The following is a 17,950-nucleotide window of genomic DNA, read 5'->3' as shown; positions in this document are numbered from 1 at the left end:
AAATGGCTGGGTAGGCGGTAGGCCGGATAAGGCATAGCCGCCATCCGGCAATGTGCGCCGGGCCGCCTGATGGCGCTTCGCTTATCAGGCCTACATGACTACGGAGGGTTAGATCCCCGGCTGAATCCACGGCGTACCCAGCGCCGAGCCTTGCACGCCGTGCTCATTAAGGTACTTATCCAGTTCAACCATCCCGGTCCAGCGATTTTCACACCACAGAGGTGCCAACAACGTTGGGCGGCGCGCGCTGGCGGAAATGCGGTGATAAATTACCTCGGGTGGCGTATGGCGAATCATCTCCCCGGCAGTGACCGTGTACTCATCCAGTTCGATGCCGTGCAACCGTCCGGCCTCCCAGGCTTTCGCCATCGTACTGCCCTTCACGATATGCAGCGGATGCAGCTTAATACCGTCAACACCCGTCTCCACCACACGTTCCATCGTTTGCAGGCATTCCGCTTGCCCTTCACCAGGCAGGCCGACAATAAGGTGTGAACACACTTTCAGTCCACGCTCCCGTGCCAGTTGGGTAGTTCGCTGATAACAGGCAAAATCATGCCCACGATTAATGCGATGCAGCGTCTTGTCATGGGCCGTTTGCAAGCCCAGTTCCAGCCACACTTCGTAGCCCTGATCCTTGTACTCGCATAGCAGATCGAGCACGGCACCCGGCACACAGTCAGGGCGTGTGCCAACACACAGCCCGACGATGCTGGCCTGACTGACCGCCTGTTGGTACATCGAACGCAGCACCTGTACTTCCGCAAAGGTACTGGTATAAGCCTGAAAATAGGCCAGATAGCGCTTCGCGCGATTGACCAACTGCGCCTGATGCTCAAGCTGTTCAGCGATAGAATGATGCTGCTGCGCTTCGTCAGCAAAGGAGGCGACATTACAGAAGGTACATCCGCCACGTCCAATGGTGCCATCGCGATTTGGGCAGCTAAACCCGCCGTGCAGCGTGAGTTTATGAACCTTTTGCCCATAACGGCGAGAAAGATCCCCACCAAACATATTGACTAATTTCTGTAACTGCATAATCTGATAGACCGCGCCTTGAAAAGAGGCCAAAGCCTGCCATTTTTAGCCCCAGTCGGCGATGACCTGGATCAATCGCCCTGGCGAGCCTTTATTTATTGAATAACAATTCAAAATAATCGAAATTTCATTCAATCAAAAAGTAATTACTTTTCCTTATATCTCGCTATTTTTTTTATCTTCTGATGGCTCTCACATAAAAACAGTATCTTTAAGACGCCAAAAGTCTACAAACCAGCATAAAATACCAAACATCGGGATAAACAAAGGGAGGACGGGAGATAACCGGCCTTTCTGACAGTGAGACAGATCACACTTCACCAGCGATCACCCGCTGGTAAAATCAATGTAAAAAAGCCTTTCTTTTCAATGCATTCATAAAGTTAATCGCCCTATAGCACATTTTTGCATAAATAAGATTGCCATTTGACCTGTGTGTGGATTCCCGATAACTTGGAAATCCGCTGGAAGCTTTCTGGATGAGCAGTCTGCTCATCATATTTATGCAGTAATTGAGATTCCCTCTGAAGCAAGTCCTCAAACTTGTTTGACCTATGCGAAAAGGATAAAGAGGGCGAATGCGAGGTGAGCGTATGAAACGCAAACCCCGTCGCCATGCTCTTGGTGTGCCCGTGCGCAAACGGTATCGGAGAGGTGTCCCGCAGAGCCTGGGGAGGTTCACTGATATGTTGTACGATAAATCCCTTGAGAAGGATAACTGTGGTTTCGGCCTGATCGCCCACATAGAAGGCGAACCTAGCCACAAGGTAGTGCGTACCGCCATACACGCGCTGGCCCGTATGCAGCACCGTGGCGCAATTCTTGCCGATGGCAAAACCGGCGATGGTTGCGGCTTGCTGTTACAAAAACCTGACCGTTTTTTCCGCATTGTTGCGCAAGAGCGCGGCTGGCGTTTAGCTAAAAACTACGCCGTTGGCATGATCTTTTTAAATAAAGACCCCGAACTGGCGGCGGCATCTCGTCGCATTGTTGAAGAAGAATTGCAGCAGGAAACCCTGTCGATCGTAGGCTGGCGCGACGTGCCAACCAACGAAGGTGTTCTCGGTGAAATAGCCCTTTCCTCCCTGCCTTGTATTGAGCAAATTTTTGTCAACGCCCCTGCTGGCTGGCGTCCACGCGATATGGAGCGCCGCCTGTTCATCGCACGCCGTCGTATCGAAAAACGCCTCCAGGACGATAAAGACTTCTACGTCTGTAGCTTATCGAATCTGGTCAATATCTATAAAGGTCTGTGCATGCCGGCGGATCTGCCGCGCTTTTACCTGGACCTGGCAGACCTGCGTCTGGAATCGGCCATCTGCCTGTTCCACCAGCGCTTCTCCACCAACACCGTGCCGCGCTGGCCACTGGCGCAGCCATTCCGCTATCTGGCGCACAACGGAGAAATCAACACCATTACCGGCAACCGCCAGTGGGCGCGCGCCCGTACCTATAAGTTCCAGACCCCGCTGATCCCGGATCTGCACGACGCCGCGCCGTTTGTTAACGAAACCGGCTCAGACTCCAGTTCGATGGATAACATGCTGGAACTGTTGCTGGCTGGCGGGATGGACATTATCCGCGCCATGCGCTTACTGGTTCCACCGGCCTGGCAGAACAACCCGGATATGGATCCGGAACTGCGCGCGTTCTTTGATTTTAACTCCATGCACATGGAACCATGGGACGGCCCGGCAGGTATTGTCATGTCAGACGGTCGTTTTGCCGCCTGTAACCTTGACCGTAACGGCCTGCGCCCGGCGCGCTATGTCATCACCAAAGACAAACTGATTACCTGCGCCTCTGAAGTCGGGATCTGGGATTATCAGCCGGATGAAGTGGTCGAGAAAGGTCGCGTCGGACCGGGCGAACTGATGGTTATCGATACCCGCAGCGGACGCATTCTGCATTCCGCCGAAACTGATGACGACCTGAAAAGCCGTCACCCGTACAAAGAGTGGATGGAGAAGAACGTCCGCCGTCTGGTGCCGTTCGAAGACCTGCCAGACGATCAGGTCGGCAGCCGCGAACTGGACGATGACACCCTCGCCAGCTACCAAAAACAGTTTAACTACAGCGCCGAAGAGCTAGACTCCGTCATTCGGGTACTGGGAGAAAACGGTCAGGAAGCCGTTGGGTCAATGGGTGACGATACTCCGTTTGCCGTGCTCTCCAGCCAGCCGCGCATTATTTATGACTACTTCCGCCAGCAGTTTGCGCAGGTCACCAACCCGCCGATCGACCCGCTGCGTGAAGCACACGTCATGTCGCTGGCCACCAGCATCGGTCGTGAGATGAACGTCTTCTGCGAAGCCGAAGGCCAGGCGCACCGCCTGAGCTTTAAATCGCCGATCCTGCTGTACTCCGATTTCACCCAGCTCACCACCATGAAAGAGGAGCATTATCGCGCTGACCGTCTGGATATCACCTTTGATGCGACCGAAACTACGCTCGAAGAGATCGTCAAAGCATTGTGCGATAAGGCGGAACAGATGGTGCGCAACGGCACGGTGTTGCTGGTACTCTCTGACCGCAACATCGCCAAAAACCGTCTGCCGGTTCCGGCGCCAATGGCCGTGGGCGCAGTGCAAACGCGTCTGGTAGAACAAAGCCTGCGCTGCGACGCCAACATTATCGTTGAAACCGCCAGTGCCCGTGACCCGCACCATTTTGCTGTCCTGCTCGGCTTTGGCGCGACGGCAATCTATCCGTATCTCGCGTATGAAACATTGGGACGCCTGATCGACACTCAGGCGATTGCCAAAGATTACCGGACCGTGATGCTGAACTACCGTAACGGTATCAATAAAGGTCTGTACAAAATCATGTCCAAGATGGGCATCTCGACCATTGCCTCTTACCGCTGCTCGAAGCTGTTTGAAGCCGTTGGTCTGCACGATGATGTGGTTGCGCTGTGCTTCCAGGGCGTGGTTAGCCGCATCAGCGGCGCAGGATTTACCGACTTCCAGCAGGATCTGCTGAACCTCTCCAAACATGCATGGCTGGCGCGTAAGCCCATCAGCCAGGGCGGTCTGCTGAAGTACGTCCACGGCGGCGAATACCACGCCTACAACCCGGACGTGGTGCGCACGCTACAACAGGCAGTGCAAAGCGGCGAGTACAGCGACTATCAGGAATATGCAAAGTTGGTCAACGAGCGCCCAGCGGCCACGCTGCGCGATTTGCTGGCGATTACGCCTGGCGATGAAGCGGTAAGCATTAACGAGGTCGAACCTGCGACCGAACTGTTTAAGCGCTTTGATACCGCCGCCATGTCTATCGGCGCATTAAGCCCGGAAGCACACGAAGCGTTGGCCGAAGCGATGAACAGCATCGGCGGTAACTCGAACTCCGGCGAAGGCGGCGAAGACCCGGCGCGCTACGGCACCAACAAAGTGTCGCGGATTAAGCAGGTAGCTTCTGGTCGCTTTGGCGTAACCCCGGCGTACCTGGTCAACGCCGATGTTATCCAGATTAAAGTCGCTCAGGGCGCGAAGCCTGGCGAAGGCGGTCAGTTACCGGGCGACAAAGTCACCCCGTACATCGCCAAACTACGCTATTCAGTACCGGGCGTGACGCTGATCTCCCCGCCGCCGCACCATGATATCTACTCCATCGAGGATTTAGCGCAGCTGATTTTCGACCTCAAACAGGTCAACCCGAAGGCGATGATCTCGGTGAAACTGGTTTCCGAACCGGGAGTCGGCACGATCGCCACCGGCGTGGCGAAAGCCTATGCGGATCTGATCACCATCGCCGGCTACGACGGCGGCACCGGTGCAAGTCCGCTCTCCTCCGTGAAATATGCGGGCTGCCCGTGGGAACTCGGCCTGGTGGAAACCCAGCAGGCGCTGGTGGCTAACGGTCTGCGTCACAAAATTCGTCTGCAGGTCGATGGCGGTTTGAAAACTGGCGTCGATATCATTAAAGCAGCGATTCTGGGTGCAGAGAGCTTCGGTTTCGGTACCGGCCCAATGGTCGCGCTGGGCTGTAAATATCTGCGTATTTGCCACCTGAACAACTGCGCAACCGGTGTTGCAACTCAGGATGAGAAACTGCGTAAGAACCACTATCACGGCCTGCCGTTCAAAGTGACCAACTACTTTGAATTTATCGCTCGTGAAGTGCGCGAGCTGATGGCGCAACTGGGCGTTACCCGCCTGGTGGATCTGATTGGTCGTACCGACCTGCTCAAGGAGCTGGATGGATTTACCGCCAAACAGCAGAAGCTGGAGCTGTCTCGTCTGCTGGAAACCGCCGAACCGCATCCGGGTAAAGCGCTGCATTGCACCGAGAACAACCCGCCGTTTGATAACGGCGTGCTGAACGCCCAGCTGTTGCAGCAGGCGAAGCCGTTCGTCGATGAGCGCCAGAGCAAAACCTTCTGGTTCGATATCCGCAACACCGACCGTTCCGTTGGCGCGTCGTTATCAGGTTATATTGCCCAGACTCACGGCGATCAGGGGCTGGCGTCTGATCCGATCAAAGCGCACTTCAGCGGTACTGCAGGCCAGAGCTTTGGCGTGTGGAACGCGGGCGGCGTGGAGCTGTATCTGACCGGCGATGCCAACGACTATGTCGGTAAAGGCATGGCGGGCGGCCTGCTGGCGGTACGTCCTCCGGTTGGCTCTGCTTTCCGTAGCCATGAGGCGAGCATCATCGGTAACACCTGCCTGTATGGCGCCACCGGTGGTCGCCTGTTTGCTGCGGGTCGTGCGGGTGAGCGCTTTGCGGTGCGTAACTCCGGCGCAATTACCGTGGTTGAAGGTATTGGCGACAACGGCTGTGAATACATGACCGGCGGCATCGTCTGTATTCTCGGCAAAACCGGCGTTAACTTTGGCGCAGGCATGACCGGCGGATTCGCCTACGTGCTCGACGAAGACGGTGAATTCCGCAAACGCGTAAACCCGGAACTGGTCGAAGTGCTGAACGTGGACTCGCTGGCTATCCACGAAGAGCACCTGCGCGGCCTGATTACCGAGCACGTACAGCATACCGGTTCTTCACACGGCGAAGAGATCCTGGCTAACTGGCCCGCGTTCTCAGCGAAATTCGCGCTGGTAAAACCAAAATCCAGTGATGTGAAAGCACTGTTGGGTCACCGTAGTCGTAGCGCAGCTGAGCTGCGTGTGCAGGCGCAGTAAGGGGTAGCAGCAATGAGTCAGAACGTATACCAATTTATCGACCTGCAGCGCGTTGATCCGCCAAAGAAACCGCTGAAGATCCGTAAGATCGAATTTATCGAGATCTACGAGCCGTTTTCTGAAGGTCAGGCCAAAGCACAGGCAGATCGCTGCCTGTCCTGCGGTAACCCGTACTGCGAGTGGAAATGCCCGGTACATAACTACATCCCGAACTGGCTGAAGCTGGCTAACGAAGGACGTATTTTTGAAGCAGCAGAGCTGTCGCACCAGACCAACACGCTGCCGGAAGTTTGCGGTCGTGTCTGTCCGCAGGACAGGCTGTGCGAAGGTTCATGTACGCTGAATGACGAATTCGGCGCAGTGACCATCGGCAATATCGAGCGTTATATCAACGATAAAGCCTTCGAGATGGGTTGGCGTCCGGATATGACCGGCGTTCGCCAGACGGACAAACGCGTGGCGATTATCGGTGCGGGTCCGGCAGGTCTGGCCTGTGCGGATGTACTGACCCGCAACGGCGTGAAGGCCGTTGTGTTTGATCGCCACCCGGAAATCGGTGGTCTGCTGACCTTCGGTATCCCGGCCTTCAAGCTGGAAAAAGAGGTGATGACCCGCCGTCGTGAAATTTTCACCGACATGGGCATCGAGTTCAAACTCAACGTCGAAGTGGGCCGTGACGTGCAGCTCGAAGCGTTACTGAAGGATTACGACGCTGTGTTCCTGGGCGTCGGCACCTACCAGTCGATGCGCGGCGGGCTGGAAAACGAAGATGCTGATGGCGTGTTTGATGCCCTGCCGTTCCTGATTGCCAATACCAAACAGTTGATGGGCTTTGGCGAAAGCAGCGACGAGCCATACACCAGCATGGAAGGCAAACGCGTCGTCGTACTCGGCGGCGGCGATACCGCGATGGACTGCGTGCGCACTTCGGTTCGCCAGAATGCTGCACACGTCATCTGCGCCTATCGTCGCGACGAAGAGAACATGCCGGGTTCCAAACGCGAAGTGAAAAACGCGCGTGAAGAAGGCGTCGAGTTCCAGTTCAACGTCCAGCCGTTAGGCGTGGAAGTGAATGCCAACGGTAAAGTGTGCGGCGTGAAAATGGCGCGCACCGAAATGGGCGAACCGGATGCGAAAGGTCGCCGTCGTGCGGAGATCGTCGCCGGTTCCGAACACGTTGTTCCGGCTGATGCGGTGGTCCTGGCGTTTGGTTTCCGCCCACACAGCATGGAATGGTTGAAAGGGCACAGCGTCGAGCTGGACTCTCAGGGGCGTATTATTGCTCCGGAACGTAGTGACAACGCTTTCCAGACCAGCAACCCGAAAATCTTCGCCGGTGGCGACATCGTGCGTGGTTCGGATCTGGTGGTCACCGCAATTGCCGAAGGTCGTAAAGCGGCTGACGGGATCCTGAATTACCTGGAAGTGTAAGTCAGCTTTTTCTGGCATCTTATCGTCCTCCGGGGATAAGATGCCAAATTCCTTCCGCAATACTGCCAAACCTGTAGATTAAGCCAGTATCACAACTCATTTTCTACGGTGTTCGCCATGCCTGGCGGCGTATTCAGCTATATCCTGCTGAACCCACTTTTTAATCGTAGCCTTGCAATATCCCCGGAGGTCAGTCATGCAGAATAACACCATCACCCTAACTCAAACCCGTCTGCAGGGGCGTGAAGGATTGTGGCAAATCACGATTGAAAACGGGCGTTTTAGCCGTATTGCCCCCCAGGAAACAGCATCTGCGCCACAGGGCGAGGTGCTTGATGCTGAAGGCGGGCTGGCCATTCCCCCTTTCGTTGAACCACACATCCACCTCGACACAACGCAAACGGCAGGGGAGCCCAGTTGGAACCAATCGGGTACGTTGTTTGAAGGTATTGAGCGCTGGGCCGAACGCAAGACGATGCTCACCCACGAAGACGTGAAGACCCGCGCCATGCAGACCCTCAAGTGGCAGATGGCCAACGGCATCCAGTATGTCCGAACTCACGTAGACGTTTCCGATCCTACGCTGACGGCACTGAAAGCCATGCTGGAGGTGAAGCAAGAAGTCGCGCCGTGGGTAGAGCTGCAAATTGTCGCCTTCCCGCAAGAGGGTATTCTTTCTTACCCCAACGGCGAAGCGCTGTTAGAAGAAGCCGTGCGTTTGGGTGCCGACGTCATTGGCGCAATTCCTCACTTTGAATTCACGCGTGAATATGGCGTTGAATCGCTGCACAAAACTTTCGCCCTGGCGCAGAAGTATGACCGACTTATCGATGTGCACTGTGACGAGATTGATGATGAGCAATCGCGCTTTGTTGAAACCGTCGCGGCGCTGGCACATCGCGATGGCATGGGATCGCGCGTGACAGCCAGCCACACCACGGCGATGCATTCCTACAACGGCGCATATGCTTCCCGCCTTTTCCGTCTGTTAAAAATGTCAGGTATTAACTTCGTAGCGAATCCGCTGGTGAATATTCACCTGCAAGGACGTTTTGACACCTATCCTAAGCGCCGTGGCATCACCCGCGTCAAGGAGATGCTGGAGGCGGACATCAATGTTTGCTTTGGCCATGATGACGTTTTTGACCCGTGGTACCCGTTGGGAACCGCGAATATGCTGCAAGTTCTGCATATGGGATTACACGTGTGTCAGTTGATGGGGTACGGACAAATCAATGATGGGCTAAATCTCATCACCACCCACAGCGCGAAAACCCTACACTTACAGGACTACGGTTTAACTATTGGAAATTCCGCTAACCTGGTGATTTTACCTGCAGAAAATGGATTTGATGCGGTTCGCCGCCAGACACCGGCACGTTATTCAATTCGCCATGGGCGGGTTATTGCCGAGACCGTGCCAGGTCAGACAACGCTCCATCTGGCACAGCCAGAAGCAGTAACGTTTAAGCGCTAGATTTTCTTTTCGGAAATAGCCGCAGACTCACAGCCTGCGGCAAAAACTTATGGCGAAATATTTTCTGTCAGGCAGCTAACAAACTGGCGCGCACCTTCACAACAACTTTTTTGATTTCCGCTGGAGTCCCCGCCACACAGCCCGGTTTATGTGGTTCACCCGGCATGAAAATTGCGAACGTACCAGGGATGAGCGTAATGGCCTGTTCATCATGAATTTCAGCGCACAGCTGGTAATCCTCTGCAATATGCATCTCTTCACACTGCCGGGCAGACCCCGTCATACCAAACAGAATACGCTCTTCACCCGCCAGCAGTACCTGAATATCAATATATTGCTCGTGCAACTCCGCTTTCTTTTGCTCCGGTTGCTGCGTAACAAACTGCATAACGTTCATAAAGACATTCTCGCCTTGCAGCTCATAGCGCCCCGGTGCTTTATCCTGCGGTTTTGCCGCAACAGCCTGCGTTAATGCCTGCTGCAATACCGGATGCAATCCAGCAGAAAGCTGAGACTGTAAATCCCCTGACATCATCATCATTCTCCCTGGGCCAACAGCGCGGCCCCCAGTAGTCCAGCGTCATGACGGTAATGTGCCGCCAGTAATTTCACGTGATAAGCCGCGGGTTCCTGTACCAGCCAGGCTTTCACCTGCGCCAGATAACCTTCAGCCAACCCGACGCTTCCGCCAATAACAACGCACTGGCAGTCGGTTGTTGCCTTCACATCGGCAATCAGACGTGCCAACGTGCATGCCGATCGTTGGATCAATTGACACGCCTGCTCGTCCCCCTGTCCGGCCCGGCTAAAAATAGTTTTTGCATCACATCCAGCAAGTGAGCCTTCGGCTGCCGCTGCAATCCCACGGCCAGAAGCGATAGCTTCCACGCACCCCACACGTCCACAACCACATTGCGGGCCATTCGGATCCGCCAGTGTATGACCTACATGCCCCGCCAGCCCCCCGGCCCCGGTTAACAACTTTCCGTTGCTAACCACGCCGCCACCAACACCGGTCGAGACAGTAATAAACGCCATATCGTGGTATTCCCCGCCAAGTGCATGATATTCAGCCCACGCAGCGGCCTGTGCGTCATTCACCGCCAACGTCGGGAGACCGGTGAGAGACTCCAGCGTTTGCACCAGCGGGAAATGCATCAATCCCCCCAGATTTAATGGATTCAGTGCCAGGAGCGCGCCCTCACGGATGATGCCGGTCGAGGCAATCGCCACGCGCTGAGCCTGCGCCAGCAACGGCTCAATCAGCGCTTCCAGGGCAGCTCGCAGCGCTTGTGGTGTTTTGCTGGCGGGTGTCGGAAGTTCGTGACGGTCACGCATTTGCAGGCGACCATCCACCAGTGCAGCGGCCAGTTTAGTGCCGCCGATATCAATCGCCAGGGTGGTCATAGCGCGGCCTTCTTCATCGCCGTGGTGTACCACTGGCAAATGTGTTCCAGTCGGGTAATAGCAGAACCCACTGTCACCGCCCAGGCCCCGTGACGCATGGCTTCAGCTGCTTGTGCTGGCGTGTTATAGCGTCCTTCGGCTATCACCCGACACCCGGCATCACGTAACGCTTTCACCAGCGCCAGATCCGGCTCATCTGGTGTTTCTGGTGTCGTATAACCCGACAGCGTCGTACCAATAATTTCCGCGCCGAGTTGCCGGCAGGCCAGGCCGTCTTCCAGCGATGAACAGTCGGCCATGGCCAGACAGTGATGTTGATGAATTCGTGCCAACAGTGCGGCGACGGGAACAGGGCGCACGCGGTCTGTACCATCAATCGCTATAATGTCAGCGCCCGCCTGCGCCAACGCATCGACATCATCTAAAAATGCAGTGATGCGTACCGGGGAGTCAGCAAGATCGCGTTTCAGAATACCTATAATTGGCAGCGAAACGACCGCCCGGGTCGCCCGCAGGTTCTCCACGCCTTCAATACGCAGCGCCACCGCACCCGCCTGCTCGGCTGCCAGCGCCATGGCGGCGACAATTTCAGGTTTATCCAGCGGGCTGTCAGGAACGGGCTGGCAGGAGACAATCAGTCCGCCATCAGCGGCAATTTTTTTATCCAGTAGCTCAAGTAACGACATACATCTTCCCTTTCGAATCTTGCCCGGCTCAACGCCGGGCAAGCGGATTAACTTTTTGATTTCACCATGGTGCTTTTATCGCCGCCAAACGGCACTGCCCCACTAAACGGTTTACCATCAATGGCATCATGTGTACGTAGTGCTTCAGGCCGCAGCCAGCGCTGTACACGAGACGGCATATCAAGACCAATCAGCAGGATCACCACAAATGTCAGGCCGAAAGAGAGCGATCCCAGCGCAGTACCCAGATCCAGACGTTGTGCGATCAGCGCCCCGATGATCGGCGCCAGTGCCCCACCAAGTGCCCCGACGTTGTAGGTAAACCCCAGGCCTGCGGCACGTTGGTCGGTATCGAAATAACCACCAATGAGTTTTGGTAAGATCCCGGAGATCCCCTGCCCAAGCATTTGCTGGAAAAACAGCAGTAAACCCAGAACCCAGACGTTAGCTCCGCCAATCGCAAACACAGGCATAATCAGCAACTGCGAGGCCAGCAGACTGCACACATAAGCCTTACGGGTACCCAGCCAGTCGCCAAGGAAACCACCGACGCAGCAGCCAACCGCCGCACCAAAGCCGCTAAAGAACAGGACCCTGGCAACCGTTGAAGGGTCATACATCAGTTCAGTTTTCAAATACGTTGGCAGCAGCGCCTGAATCGGCCACGAGTAGAGAAACGCGAACAGCACGACAACCATCAACATCACCCCCGTCGGCCAACGTTTACCGCTGCTTTGCACCATAAAGATAATGAAGATGAAGGCACACATCAGCCCGAGGATCGCCACGATTGCCGCATTTTGCAGGTCGCCCGCAAAACAGAACCACAGCGCAGTCGCCGCTACGATGGTCATCAAGATATTGATTACCCGATGTTCGCCCCGATAGAGAATGTCCACCATCGTGCGTACCGGCGCTTTACCTTCGTGTTTTTCTTTCCAGTCCTCTGCCTCCGGAATATTTTTACGCAGCCAGAGGGCAAAGATAATCGGCAGAATGCCGATGAAGAACAGCGCACGCCATCCCCAGACCGGAACCACCAGGCTATAAACCTGGGCGGCAATCACTGCGCCAACGGAGAAACCGGAAATCAGGAAGCCACTGGCTTTGTTTCGCAGGTGCTTAGGCCAGCTTTCAATAACGTAGGTGGCGCTGGAGCCGTACTCGCCGGCCATTCCCATACCGATAACCAGGCGGGCGATAAACATGGTGGTGTAGCCCGGTGCGAAGCCGCAGGCCAGCGTCCCCACAGAGAATAGAATGATGCTGGTGACCATTGCCAGGCGACGTCCATAGCGGTCACCCATCGCACCCAGCATTAACCCGCCAAACCAGCGAGAGATGAAGGCGGCTGAAATCAGGCTGGCCGCCTGCACCGTCGTCAAACCGAATTCACCTTGTACTTCTGTCAGCACAAGGGCGATTAACACAAAATCAAAACCATCAAGCAGATACCCCAACCAGGCGGCAGAAAATGCCCGCCATTGTGCCCGGTTGAGATGGCGATACCACGGGATGCTCTGGATAGAAGTACGCATTTTACTCTCCCGACGATCTTTTGTTGTTGTGCCGGATGGCGGCTTCGCCTTTTTCCGGCCTACGGTCGAAAAATCCAGGCCGGGCAAGCAAAGCGCCCCCGGCTACCCGCGGTTACGCTTTTTCCGCCAGCAGTTGGTTCGCCAGCGCTTTCAGTTCTGGCAAATATTGTTCATCTACGGGAGCGAACGGTTTACGGCACAACGGTACAGAAACCACATCCATATAGTGCAGTACCGTTTTCAGACCGCGGAATACGCCAACCTTGATGAGCAGATCGATAACCTTATTGCACTCGGTTTGCAGCTTTTGTGCAGCCCGGATATCGCCTTCTTTGAGCGCTTTCACTATTCCCTGATAACGCCATCCCATGATGTTGTAAGTACTGCCAATCCCACCATCCGCACCGGCCAGCAACCCAGAAGCGAAAATCTCGTCATAACCGTTGTAAAGCACCAGATCGGGGTGAGCGCGGCGGATCTGTTCCATCTGATAGAGATCGCCTGAGGTTTGCTTCAGCGCGCCAACACCCGGCAACGTCACCAGCGTGTTGATCTGATCCAGCGTCAGTTTTACGCCGCTCAGTGCCGGGATGTTATAGACCACCATCGGTAAACCCTCAGCGGAATCAATAATTGCGCGGTAGTGATCGCAATGTTCTTCAAAGCTGAACGGATAGTAAAACGGGGTAACCGCGGAAACTGCGTCAAAACCATAACGGTGTGCGGCGCTCGCCAGCTGCTGGCTTTCTTCAGTACTCACCGTGCCAACGTGGGCAATTAAGGTCACTTTACCTTTCGCTTCTTCAGCAACAATTTCCAGCACCTGCTCTCTTTCAGCACGATTCTGCACAAAAGCTTCCCCCGTTGAGCCACCAACATAGAGCCCATCAACGCCCTGCCCGATGTTGAAGCGCACCAGACGACGCAGGCTCTCGATATCCAGTCGCTGTTGGTTATCGAATGGGGTTAACAATGCCGGCATTACGCCTTTTAAATCTCTTGCCATAACGACCTCTGTCAATGATTAGTGTTGACTGACTGCATACCTTTATACCTGTTATACCAGATCAAATAAGCAGCAATACAATACGGAACGCTTATAGTGCGATCTGCCTCACTAAACACTTCATCCTTCGAGCCGCCTCTGCGTTGGTTGCGTTCGCTCACCCCTGTCACAGAGTTATCTATGCTCCAGGGGGCTCGCTCTCTTGCCGCCTTGATGCAGCTTGAATGATTTTGTGTTTAAACGATCGTCGGGATCGCGATCACTTACGCAATTTTTTGTTTTTACTGAGGGCGTGCCAGGTGGCGGAAACGCTGTTGAGATGTTCTTGTAATGCGCGGTCGGCTTCATCAGGATCATGCTGACGAATAGCCTCAACAATATCAATGTGTTGTTGATAACTCACGTTATTGTGCTCGTACAGCTCTTGATCGGGGACGGTTGGACGTGCGGCAATCAGCCAGTCCAGCAGCGCGACGTGGATCGCCATAAAGATAGGATTACCGGGGATCTCTGCCAGCACACGGTGGAAGTCAACGTCTGAACGGATGAAGAGCGCATTGTCTTCCAGCGACTGACTGTTGATCTCCAGTGCTTTCGCCAGTCTGTCGATTTGCTCGTCAGTGGCATGCTCTGCGGCATAACGCACCAGGCTGGATTCAAAGAACAAGCGCAGCTGCTCAAAATGGGAAATACCACCAGGATGTGAGAGAAAATCTTTCGCCATGCCGGACAGTTCACTGATAATCGTATCGGCCGAAGGACGTGAAACGCGGGCGCGTTCACCGTTGTTAATTTGCACCAGACCTTTGCGTTTTAACGCGGCCAGGGCTTCTCGTACAGAAGGACGGCCAACATTGAAGAAAGCCATCAGTTCTCGTTCTGACGGCAACTGTTCCCCTTCGCCAAATTCCCGACGGCGAATCATCTGCTCTAGTTCTTCTTCAACCATTTCAGACAGTTTTTTACGCGCCAGCGGGCGGCTGCGTAAGCTACGGCCAATGGTGGATGGAGAGTCTTCAGCTTGCGAATCAAATGCGTTCATAGGGTCCATTCAGCTAAGTCGTGGTGACAAATAACGGCGGGTTCATCGTAACACAGGATCGAAAGCAGGGTGAAATGGTGGTCAGTGGGGGATAAGCTCATACAAATAATATATAAAATTTCTATATTTAAATATGAATGATTGAGTGGACAGTTTTTTATTACCATGGAGGAAAACTAACTTTATGAAATCTGCGAATATGATCTTTAAAATAAATCATAAGGCACTATTTTAAAACGAAAAATAACCAATGCTCGATTATAAAAACACGATATCCACTCCAAAATACATGCCAGAAAAAATATAACATCCGCATTTAAAACAGCGTTATTACCGGATTTATCTTCTTCTCTGGCATGGAGTGAAAAAATGTTCGGCATTATTATCTCTGTCATCGTTTTATTAACGATGGGTTACCTGATCCTCAAAAACTACAAACCACAGGTAGTACTGGCAGCAGCCGGGATCTTCCTGATGATCTGCGGCGTCTGGTTGGGGTACGGCGCACTGGTCGCCAGCGACAAAAGCAGCGGTTATCTGCTGGTCGATATTTATAATGAAATTCTACGTATGCTTTCAAACCGGTCGGCAGGCCTTGGGCTGTCCATCATGGCAGTAGGCGGTTATGCCCGCTATATGGACAGAATGGGAGCCAGCCGGGCAATGGTCAGCCTGTTGAGCCGCCCACTCAAGCACATCCGCTCACCCTATATTGTGCTTGCCGCGACGTATGTAATTGGTCAAATCATGGCACAGTTCATCACCAGTGCTTCCGGATTGGGCATGCTGCTGATGGTTACGCTCTTCCCAACGCTGGTCAGCCTGGGCGTGAGCCGTTTATCCGCGGTAGCGGTCATTGCCACCTCGATGTCGATTGAATGGGGCATTCTGGAAACTAACTCAATTTTCGCCGCACAGGTTGCGGGGATGAAAATAGCCACTTATTTCTTCCACTACCAACTTCCTGTCGCATCCTGCGTCATCATCGCCGTCGCCATCGCACACTTTTTCGTTCAACGCCGGTTTGATCAAAAAACACAACCAGACAGCACAGGCTTCAGTGAACAAAAGACGCTGGAAGATGTGCCGCCACTCTATTACGCCATTTTACCGGTGATGCCGCTGCTCCTGATGTTGGGTTCGCTGTTGCTGGCGCATATGGGATTAATGCAGGCAGAGTTGAATCTGGTGGTGGTGATGCTAATGAGCTTGACGCTGACCATGTTTGTGGAGTTTCTTCATAAACATAATCTGCGTGAGACTATGGATGATGTGCAGGCGTTTTTTGACGGCATGGGAACACAATTTGCCAACGTCGTCACACTGGTGGTGGCCGGTGAGATCTTTGCCAAGGGTTTAACCACTATCGGCACCGTTGATGCGGTGATTAAAGGTGCGGAACACTCCGGGCTTGGCGGTATCGGTGTGATGATCATTATGGCCGTGGTTATCGCCGCCTGTGCAATTGTAATGGGATCCGGGAATGCACCGTTTATGTCATTCGCCAGTCTGATCCCGGATATTGCTGCGGGGCTGCATATTCCTGCGGTTGTGATGATTATGCCGATGCACTTCGCCACCACGCTGGCACGTGCGGTTTCACCGATTACCGCTGTGATTGTCGTGACATCCGGTATTGCTGGCGTGTCGCCTTTTGAGGTAGTAAAACGGACAGCCATCCCAATGGCGATAGGATTTGTGGTCAATATGATTGCCACTATCGCGCTGTTTTATTGATATCTGACGCAGAATGCAAAACAGGCCCGCAAGGGCCTGTTTGATTATTTCACTACGCGTAGCGCCGGACGCCCACCGCGAGGAGGCGGCGGTGTGTCGTCAGGATCGTCATCGTGATTATCCGGTTTATCGCCATCAATCACCGACATCACCGTTTCGTTTTCGCCTTCCGGCACGACATCGTCATCATTGAGGCTGTCGACATCTTCGTCATAGGCCGCTTCAGGTTCAAACATCGTTCCTGCGCCGTTTTCACGGGCATAGATCGCGAGTACCGCCGCCAGTGGTACGGAAACGTTGCGCGGCACGCCGCCAAAGCGCGCGTTAAAGCGCACTTCGTCGTTTGCCAGTTCCAGATTGCCCACGGCACGCGGCGCAATATTCAAAACAATTTGCCCGTCACGTGCATATTCCATCGGAACCTGCACGCCCTGGAGCGTCACATCCACCACCAGGTGCGGCGTGAGCTGGTTGTCTAGCAACCACTCATAGAATGCGCGCAGCAGATACGGACGGCGTGGTGTTAGCTGTGGCAAATCCATACAGGTTAACCCCGGCCCAGACGCATTTCACGTTCAGGCTCAGTCAGAGAAGCCAGGAAAGAGTCACGTTCGAAGACGCGAGTCATGTACCCTTTCAGTTCTTTCGAACCTGCACCGTTGAATTCAATACCCAGCTGCGGTAAACGCCACAGCAGCGGCGCCAGGTAGCAATCTACCAGGCTGAACTCATCGCTCAGGAAGTAAGGTTTCTGGCCAAATACTGGCGCAATTGCCAGCAGTTCTTCGCGCAGACGCTTACGCGCGACTTCGGCTTCAGAAGCAGAACCGTTCACGATGACGTTCATCAGCGTGTACCAGTCTTTTTCAATACGCTGCATGTACAGGCGGCTCTCACCACGCGCAACCGGGTAAACCGGCATCAGCGGCGGATGCGGGAAACGCTCATCCAGGTATTCCATAATGATGCGAGATTCCCACAGGGTCAGCTCACGATCCACCAGTGTCGGGACGCTCTGATTCGGGTTGAGGTCGATCAGATCCTGCGGTGGATTGTCCTTTTCCACGTGCTCAATCTCGAAACTAACACCTTTTTCAGCCAGCACGATGCGGACCTGATGGCTATAGATGTCAGTAGGACCAGAAAACAGCGTCATTACCGAACGTTTGTTGGCAGCGACAGCCATGAAAACCTCCAGGTATATTCAGAATTTTTACTGCTACCAGCCACTATGTGACCAGCCAGAAGTGATGTCACCCAGATTCGGGAAAGTCATTACTGTTCAAAATACAAACAAAAAATGAACAATACCGGATATTTGGGCAGAAAATTGGATGATAGTTTACCAGATTTTGTGACCTTTGTGGTGAGTCGATTCTGGAAATGGGGAAAAAGAGGTGGCAATCAGCGGATTACCGTGGTTCTACGCGGAGAAATAACC

At 54.1% G+C, this 17,950-nt stretch carries 13 protein-coding genes and 1 pseudogene; 5 read left to right on the top strand and 9 right to left on the bottom strand.

The genetic code is table 11. The annotated features are described in order from the left end of the window. Window positions 1-108: 108 nt before the first annotated feature. Window positions 109-1,038: a TIGR01212 family radical SAM protein gene (locus tag IB196_RS02465; RefSeq protein WP_188231859.1), complete on the bottom strand. Its 930-nt coding sequence runs from the start codon at window positions 1,036-1,038 to the stop codon at window positions 109-111. A gap of 686 nt (window positions 1,039-1,724) precedes the next feature. Here IB196_RS02465 and gltB point away from each other — a divergent pair. The 4 genes and pseudogenes from gltB to IB196_RS02445 all read left to right on the top strand — a co-directional run bounded on the left by gltB (window position 1,725) and on the right by IB196_RS02445 (window position 9,093). After that, the gene (gene gltB / locus IB196_RS02460; protein ID WP_188231927.1) at window positions 1,725-6,185 is read left to right on the top strand and encodes a glutamate synthase large subunit; all 4,461 of its coding nucleotides are present in this window, start codon (window positions 1,725-1,727) and stop codon (window positions 6,183-6,185) included. 12 nt (window positions 6,186-6,197) lie between these two features. Next, complete coding sequence (locus IB196_RS02455; protein WP_188231858.1) at window positions 6,198-7,616, top strand: glutamate synthase small subunit; 1,419 nt, start codon at window positions 6,198-6,200, stop codon at window positions 7,614-7,616. Between the two features lie 108 nt (window positions 7,617-7,724). Continuing rightward, window positions 7,725-7,823 (top strand): annotated as a pseudogene (locus IB196_RS02450) (hypothetical protein); the annotation flags it as partial. Further along, entirely contained in the window at window positions 7,813-9,093 is a 1,281-nt protein-coding gene (locus tag IB196_RS02445; RefSeq protein ID WP_188231857.1) for a cytosine deaminase, read from the top strand. The pseudogene IB196_RS02450 and the gene IB196_RS02445, both read left to right, overlap by 11 nt. Before the next feature lie 67 nt (window positions 9,094-9,160). Here the strand turns inward: IB196_RS02445 and nanQ are convergent, their stop codons facing one another. The 6 genes from nanQ to nanR form a co-directional block, all read right to left on the bottom strand. Continuing rightward, window positions 9,161-9,628: an N-acetylneuraminate anomerase gene (gene nanQ, locus IB196_RS02440; protein ID WP_040234182.1), complete on the bottom strand. Its 468-nt coding sequence runs from the start codon at window positions 9,626-9,628 to the stop codon at window positions 9,161-9,163. A gap of 2 nt (window positions 9,629-9,630) precedes the next feature. Next, window positions 9,631-10,500 carry an N-acetylmannosamine kinase gene (nanK, locus tag IB196_RS02435; RefSeq protein WP_005121341.1) on the bottom strand — a complete coding sequence of 290 codons (870 nt, stop codon included), beginning with the start codon at window positions 10,498-10,500 and terminating at the stop codon, window positions 9,631-9,633. Further along, complete coding sequence (locus IB196_RS02430; protein WP_005121342.1) at window positions 10,497-11,186, bottom strand: N-acetylmannosamine-6-phosphate 2-epimerase; 690 nt, start codon at window positions 11,184-11,186, stop codon at window positions 10,497-10,499. Before IB196_RS02430 ends, nanK begins: the two co-directional genes overlap by 4 nt. Before the next feature lie 47 nt (window positions 11,187-11,233). Further along, on the bottom strand, window positions 11,234-12,724 hold the full coding sequence (locus tag IB196_RS02425) for an MFS transporter (protein WP_188231856.1): 1,491 nt from the start codon (window positions 12,722-12,724) through the stop codon (window positions 11,234-11,236). A 112-nt stretch (window positions 12,725-12,836) separates the two neighbouring features. Beyond that, a complete protein-coding gene (gene nanA / locus IB196_RS02420; RefSeq protein WP_040234155.1) occupies window positions 12,837-13,730 on the bottom strand; it encodes an N-acetylneuraminate lyase in 894 nt (297 codons plus the stop codon). Window positions 13,731-13,989: 259 nt separating this feature from the next. Further along, the gene (gene nanR / locus IB196_RS02415; RefSeq protein WP_040234156.1) at window positions 13,990-14,781 is read right to left on the bottom strand and encodes a transcriptional regulator NanR; all 792 of its coding nucleotides are present in this window, start codon (window positions 14,779-14,781) and stop codon (window positions 13,990-13,992) included. Window positions 14,782-15,141: 360 nt separating this feature from the next. Here nanR and dcuC point away from each other — a divergent pair, with 360 nt between their 5' ends. Next, window positions 15,142-16,509 (top strand): anaerobic C4-dicarboxylate transporter DcuC, encoded by a 1,368-nt coding sequence (gene dcuC / locus IB196_RS02410; RefSeq protein WP_005121346.1) that lies wholly within the window; start codon window positions 15,142-15,144, stop codon window positions 16,507-16,509. Window positions 16,510-16,553: 44 nt separating this feature from the next. On the opposite strand, the gene sspB is transcribed toward dcuC, so the two are convergent. Continuing rightward, window positions 16,554-17,051 carry a ClpXP protease specificity-enhancing factor gene (gene sspB / locus IB196_RS02405; RefSeq protein ID WP_005121347.1) on the bottom strand — a complete coding sequence of 166 codons (498 nt, stop codon included), beginning with the start codon at window positions 17,049-17,051 and terminating at the stop codon, window positions 16,554-16,556. A 5-nt stretch (window positions 17,052-17,056) separates the two neighbouring features. Beyond that, on the bottom strand, window positions 17,057-17,695 hold the full coding sequence (sspA, locus tag IB196_RS02400) for a stringent starvation protein SspA (protein ID WP_003025132.1): 639 nt from the start codon (window positions 17,693-17,695) through the stop codon (window positions 17,057-17,059). Between the last annotated feature and the right edge of the window lie 255 nt (window positions 17,696-17,950).

This window comes from Citrobacter sp. C6_1 (genome assembly GCF_014596835.2).
GTDB lineage: Bacteria > Pseudomonadota > Gammaproteobacteria > Enterobacterales > Enterobacteriaceae > Citrobacter > Citrobacter pasteurii.
The sequence above is the reverse complement of the archived record's forward strand: the minus strand, read 5'-3'. Positions and strand labels throughout refer to the sequence as shown.

What these genes read in the sequence shown, in the direction of transcription:
- IB196_RS02465 (WP_188231859.1), bottom strand. Translation starts at nt 1,038, where the DNA reads ATGCAGTTACAGAAATTAGTCAATATGTTTGGTGGGGATCTTTCTCGC.
- sspA (WP_003025132.1), bottom strand. Translation starts at nt 17,695, where the DNA reads ATGGCTGTCGCTGCCAACAAACGTTCGGTAATGACGCTGTTTTCTGGT.
- nanA (WP_040234155.1), bottom strand. Translation starts at nt 13,730, where the DNA reads ATGGCAAGAGATTTAAAAGGCGTAATGCCGGCATTGTTAACCCCATTC.
- IB196_RS02455 (WP_188231858.1), top strand. Translation starts at nt 6,198, where the DNA reads ATGAGTCAGAACGTATACCAATTTATCGACCTGCAGCGCGTTGATCCG.
- IB196_RS02425 (WP_188231856.1), bottom strand. Translation starts at nt 12,724, where the DNA reads ATGCGTACTTCTATCCAGAGCATCCCGTGGTATCGCCATCTCAACCGG.
- nanR (WP_040234156.1), bottom strand. Translation starts at nt 14,781, where the DNA reads ATGGACCCTATGAACGCATTTGATTCGCAAGCTGAAGACTCTCCATCC.
- sspB (WP_005121347.1), bottom strand. Translation starts at nt 17,051, where the DNA reads ATGGATTTGCCACAGCTAACACCACGCCGTCCGTATCTGCTGCGCGCA.
- gltB (WP_188231927.1), top strand. Translation starts at nt 1,725, where the DNA reads ATGTTGTACGATAAATCCCTTGAGAAGGATAACTGTGGTTTCGGCCTG.
- IB196_RS02430 (WP_005121342.1), bottom strand. Translation starts at nt 11,186, where the DNA reads ATGTCGTTACTTGAGCTACTGGATAAAAAAATTGCCGCTGATGGCGGA.
- nanK (WP_005121341.1), bottom strand. Translation starts at nt 10,500, where the DNA reads ATGACCACCCTGGCGATTGATATCGGCGGCACTAAACTGGCCGCTGCA.
- IB196_RS02445 (WP_188231857.1), top strand. Translation starts at nt 7,813, where the DNA reads ATGCAGAATAACACCATCACCCTAACTCAAACCCGTCTGCAGGGGCGT.
- dcuC (WP_005121346.1), top strand. Translation starts at nt 15,142, where the DNA reads ATGTTCGGCATTATTATCTCTGTCATCGTTTTATTAACGATGGGTTAC.
- nanQ (WP_040234182.1), bottom strand. Translation starts at nt 9,628, where the DNA reads ATGATGTCAGGGGATTTACAGTCTCAGCTTTCTGCTGGATTGCATCCG.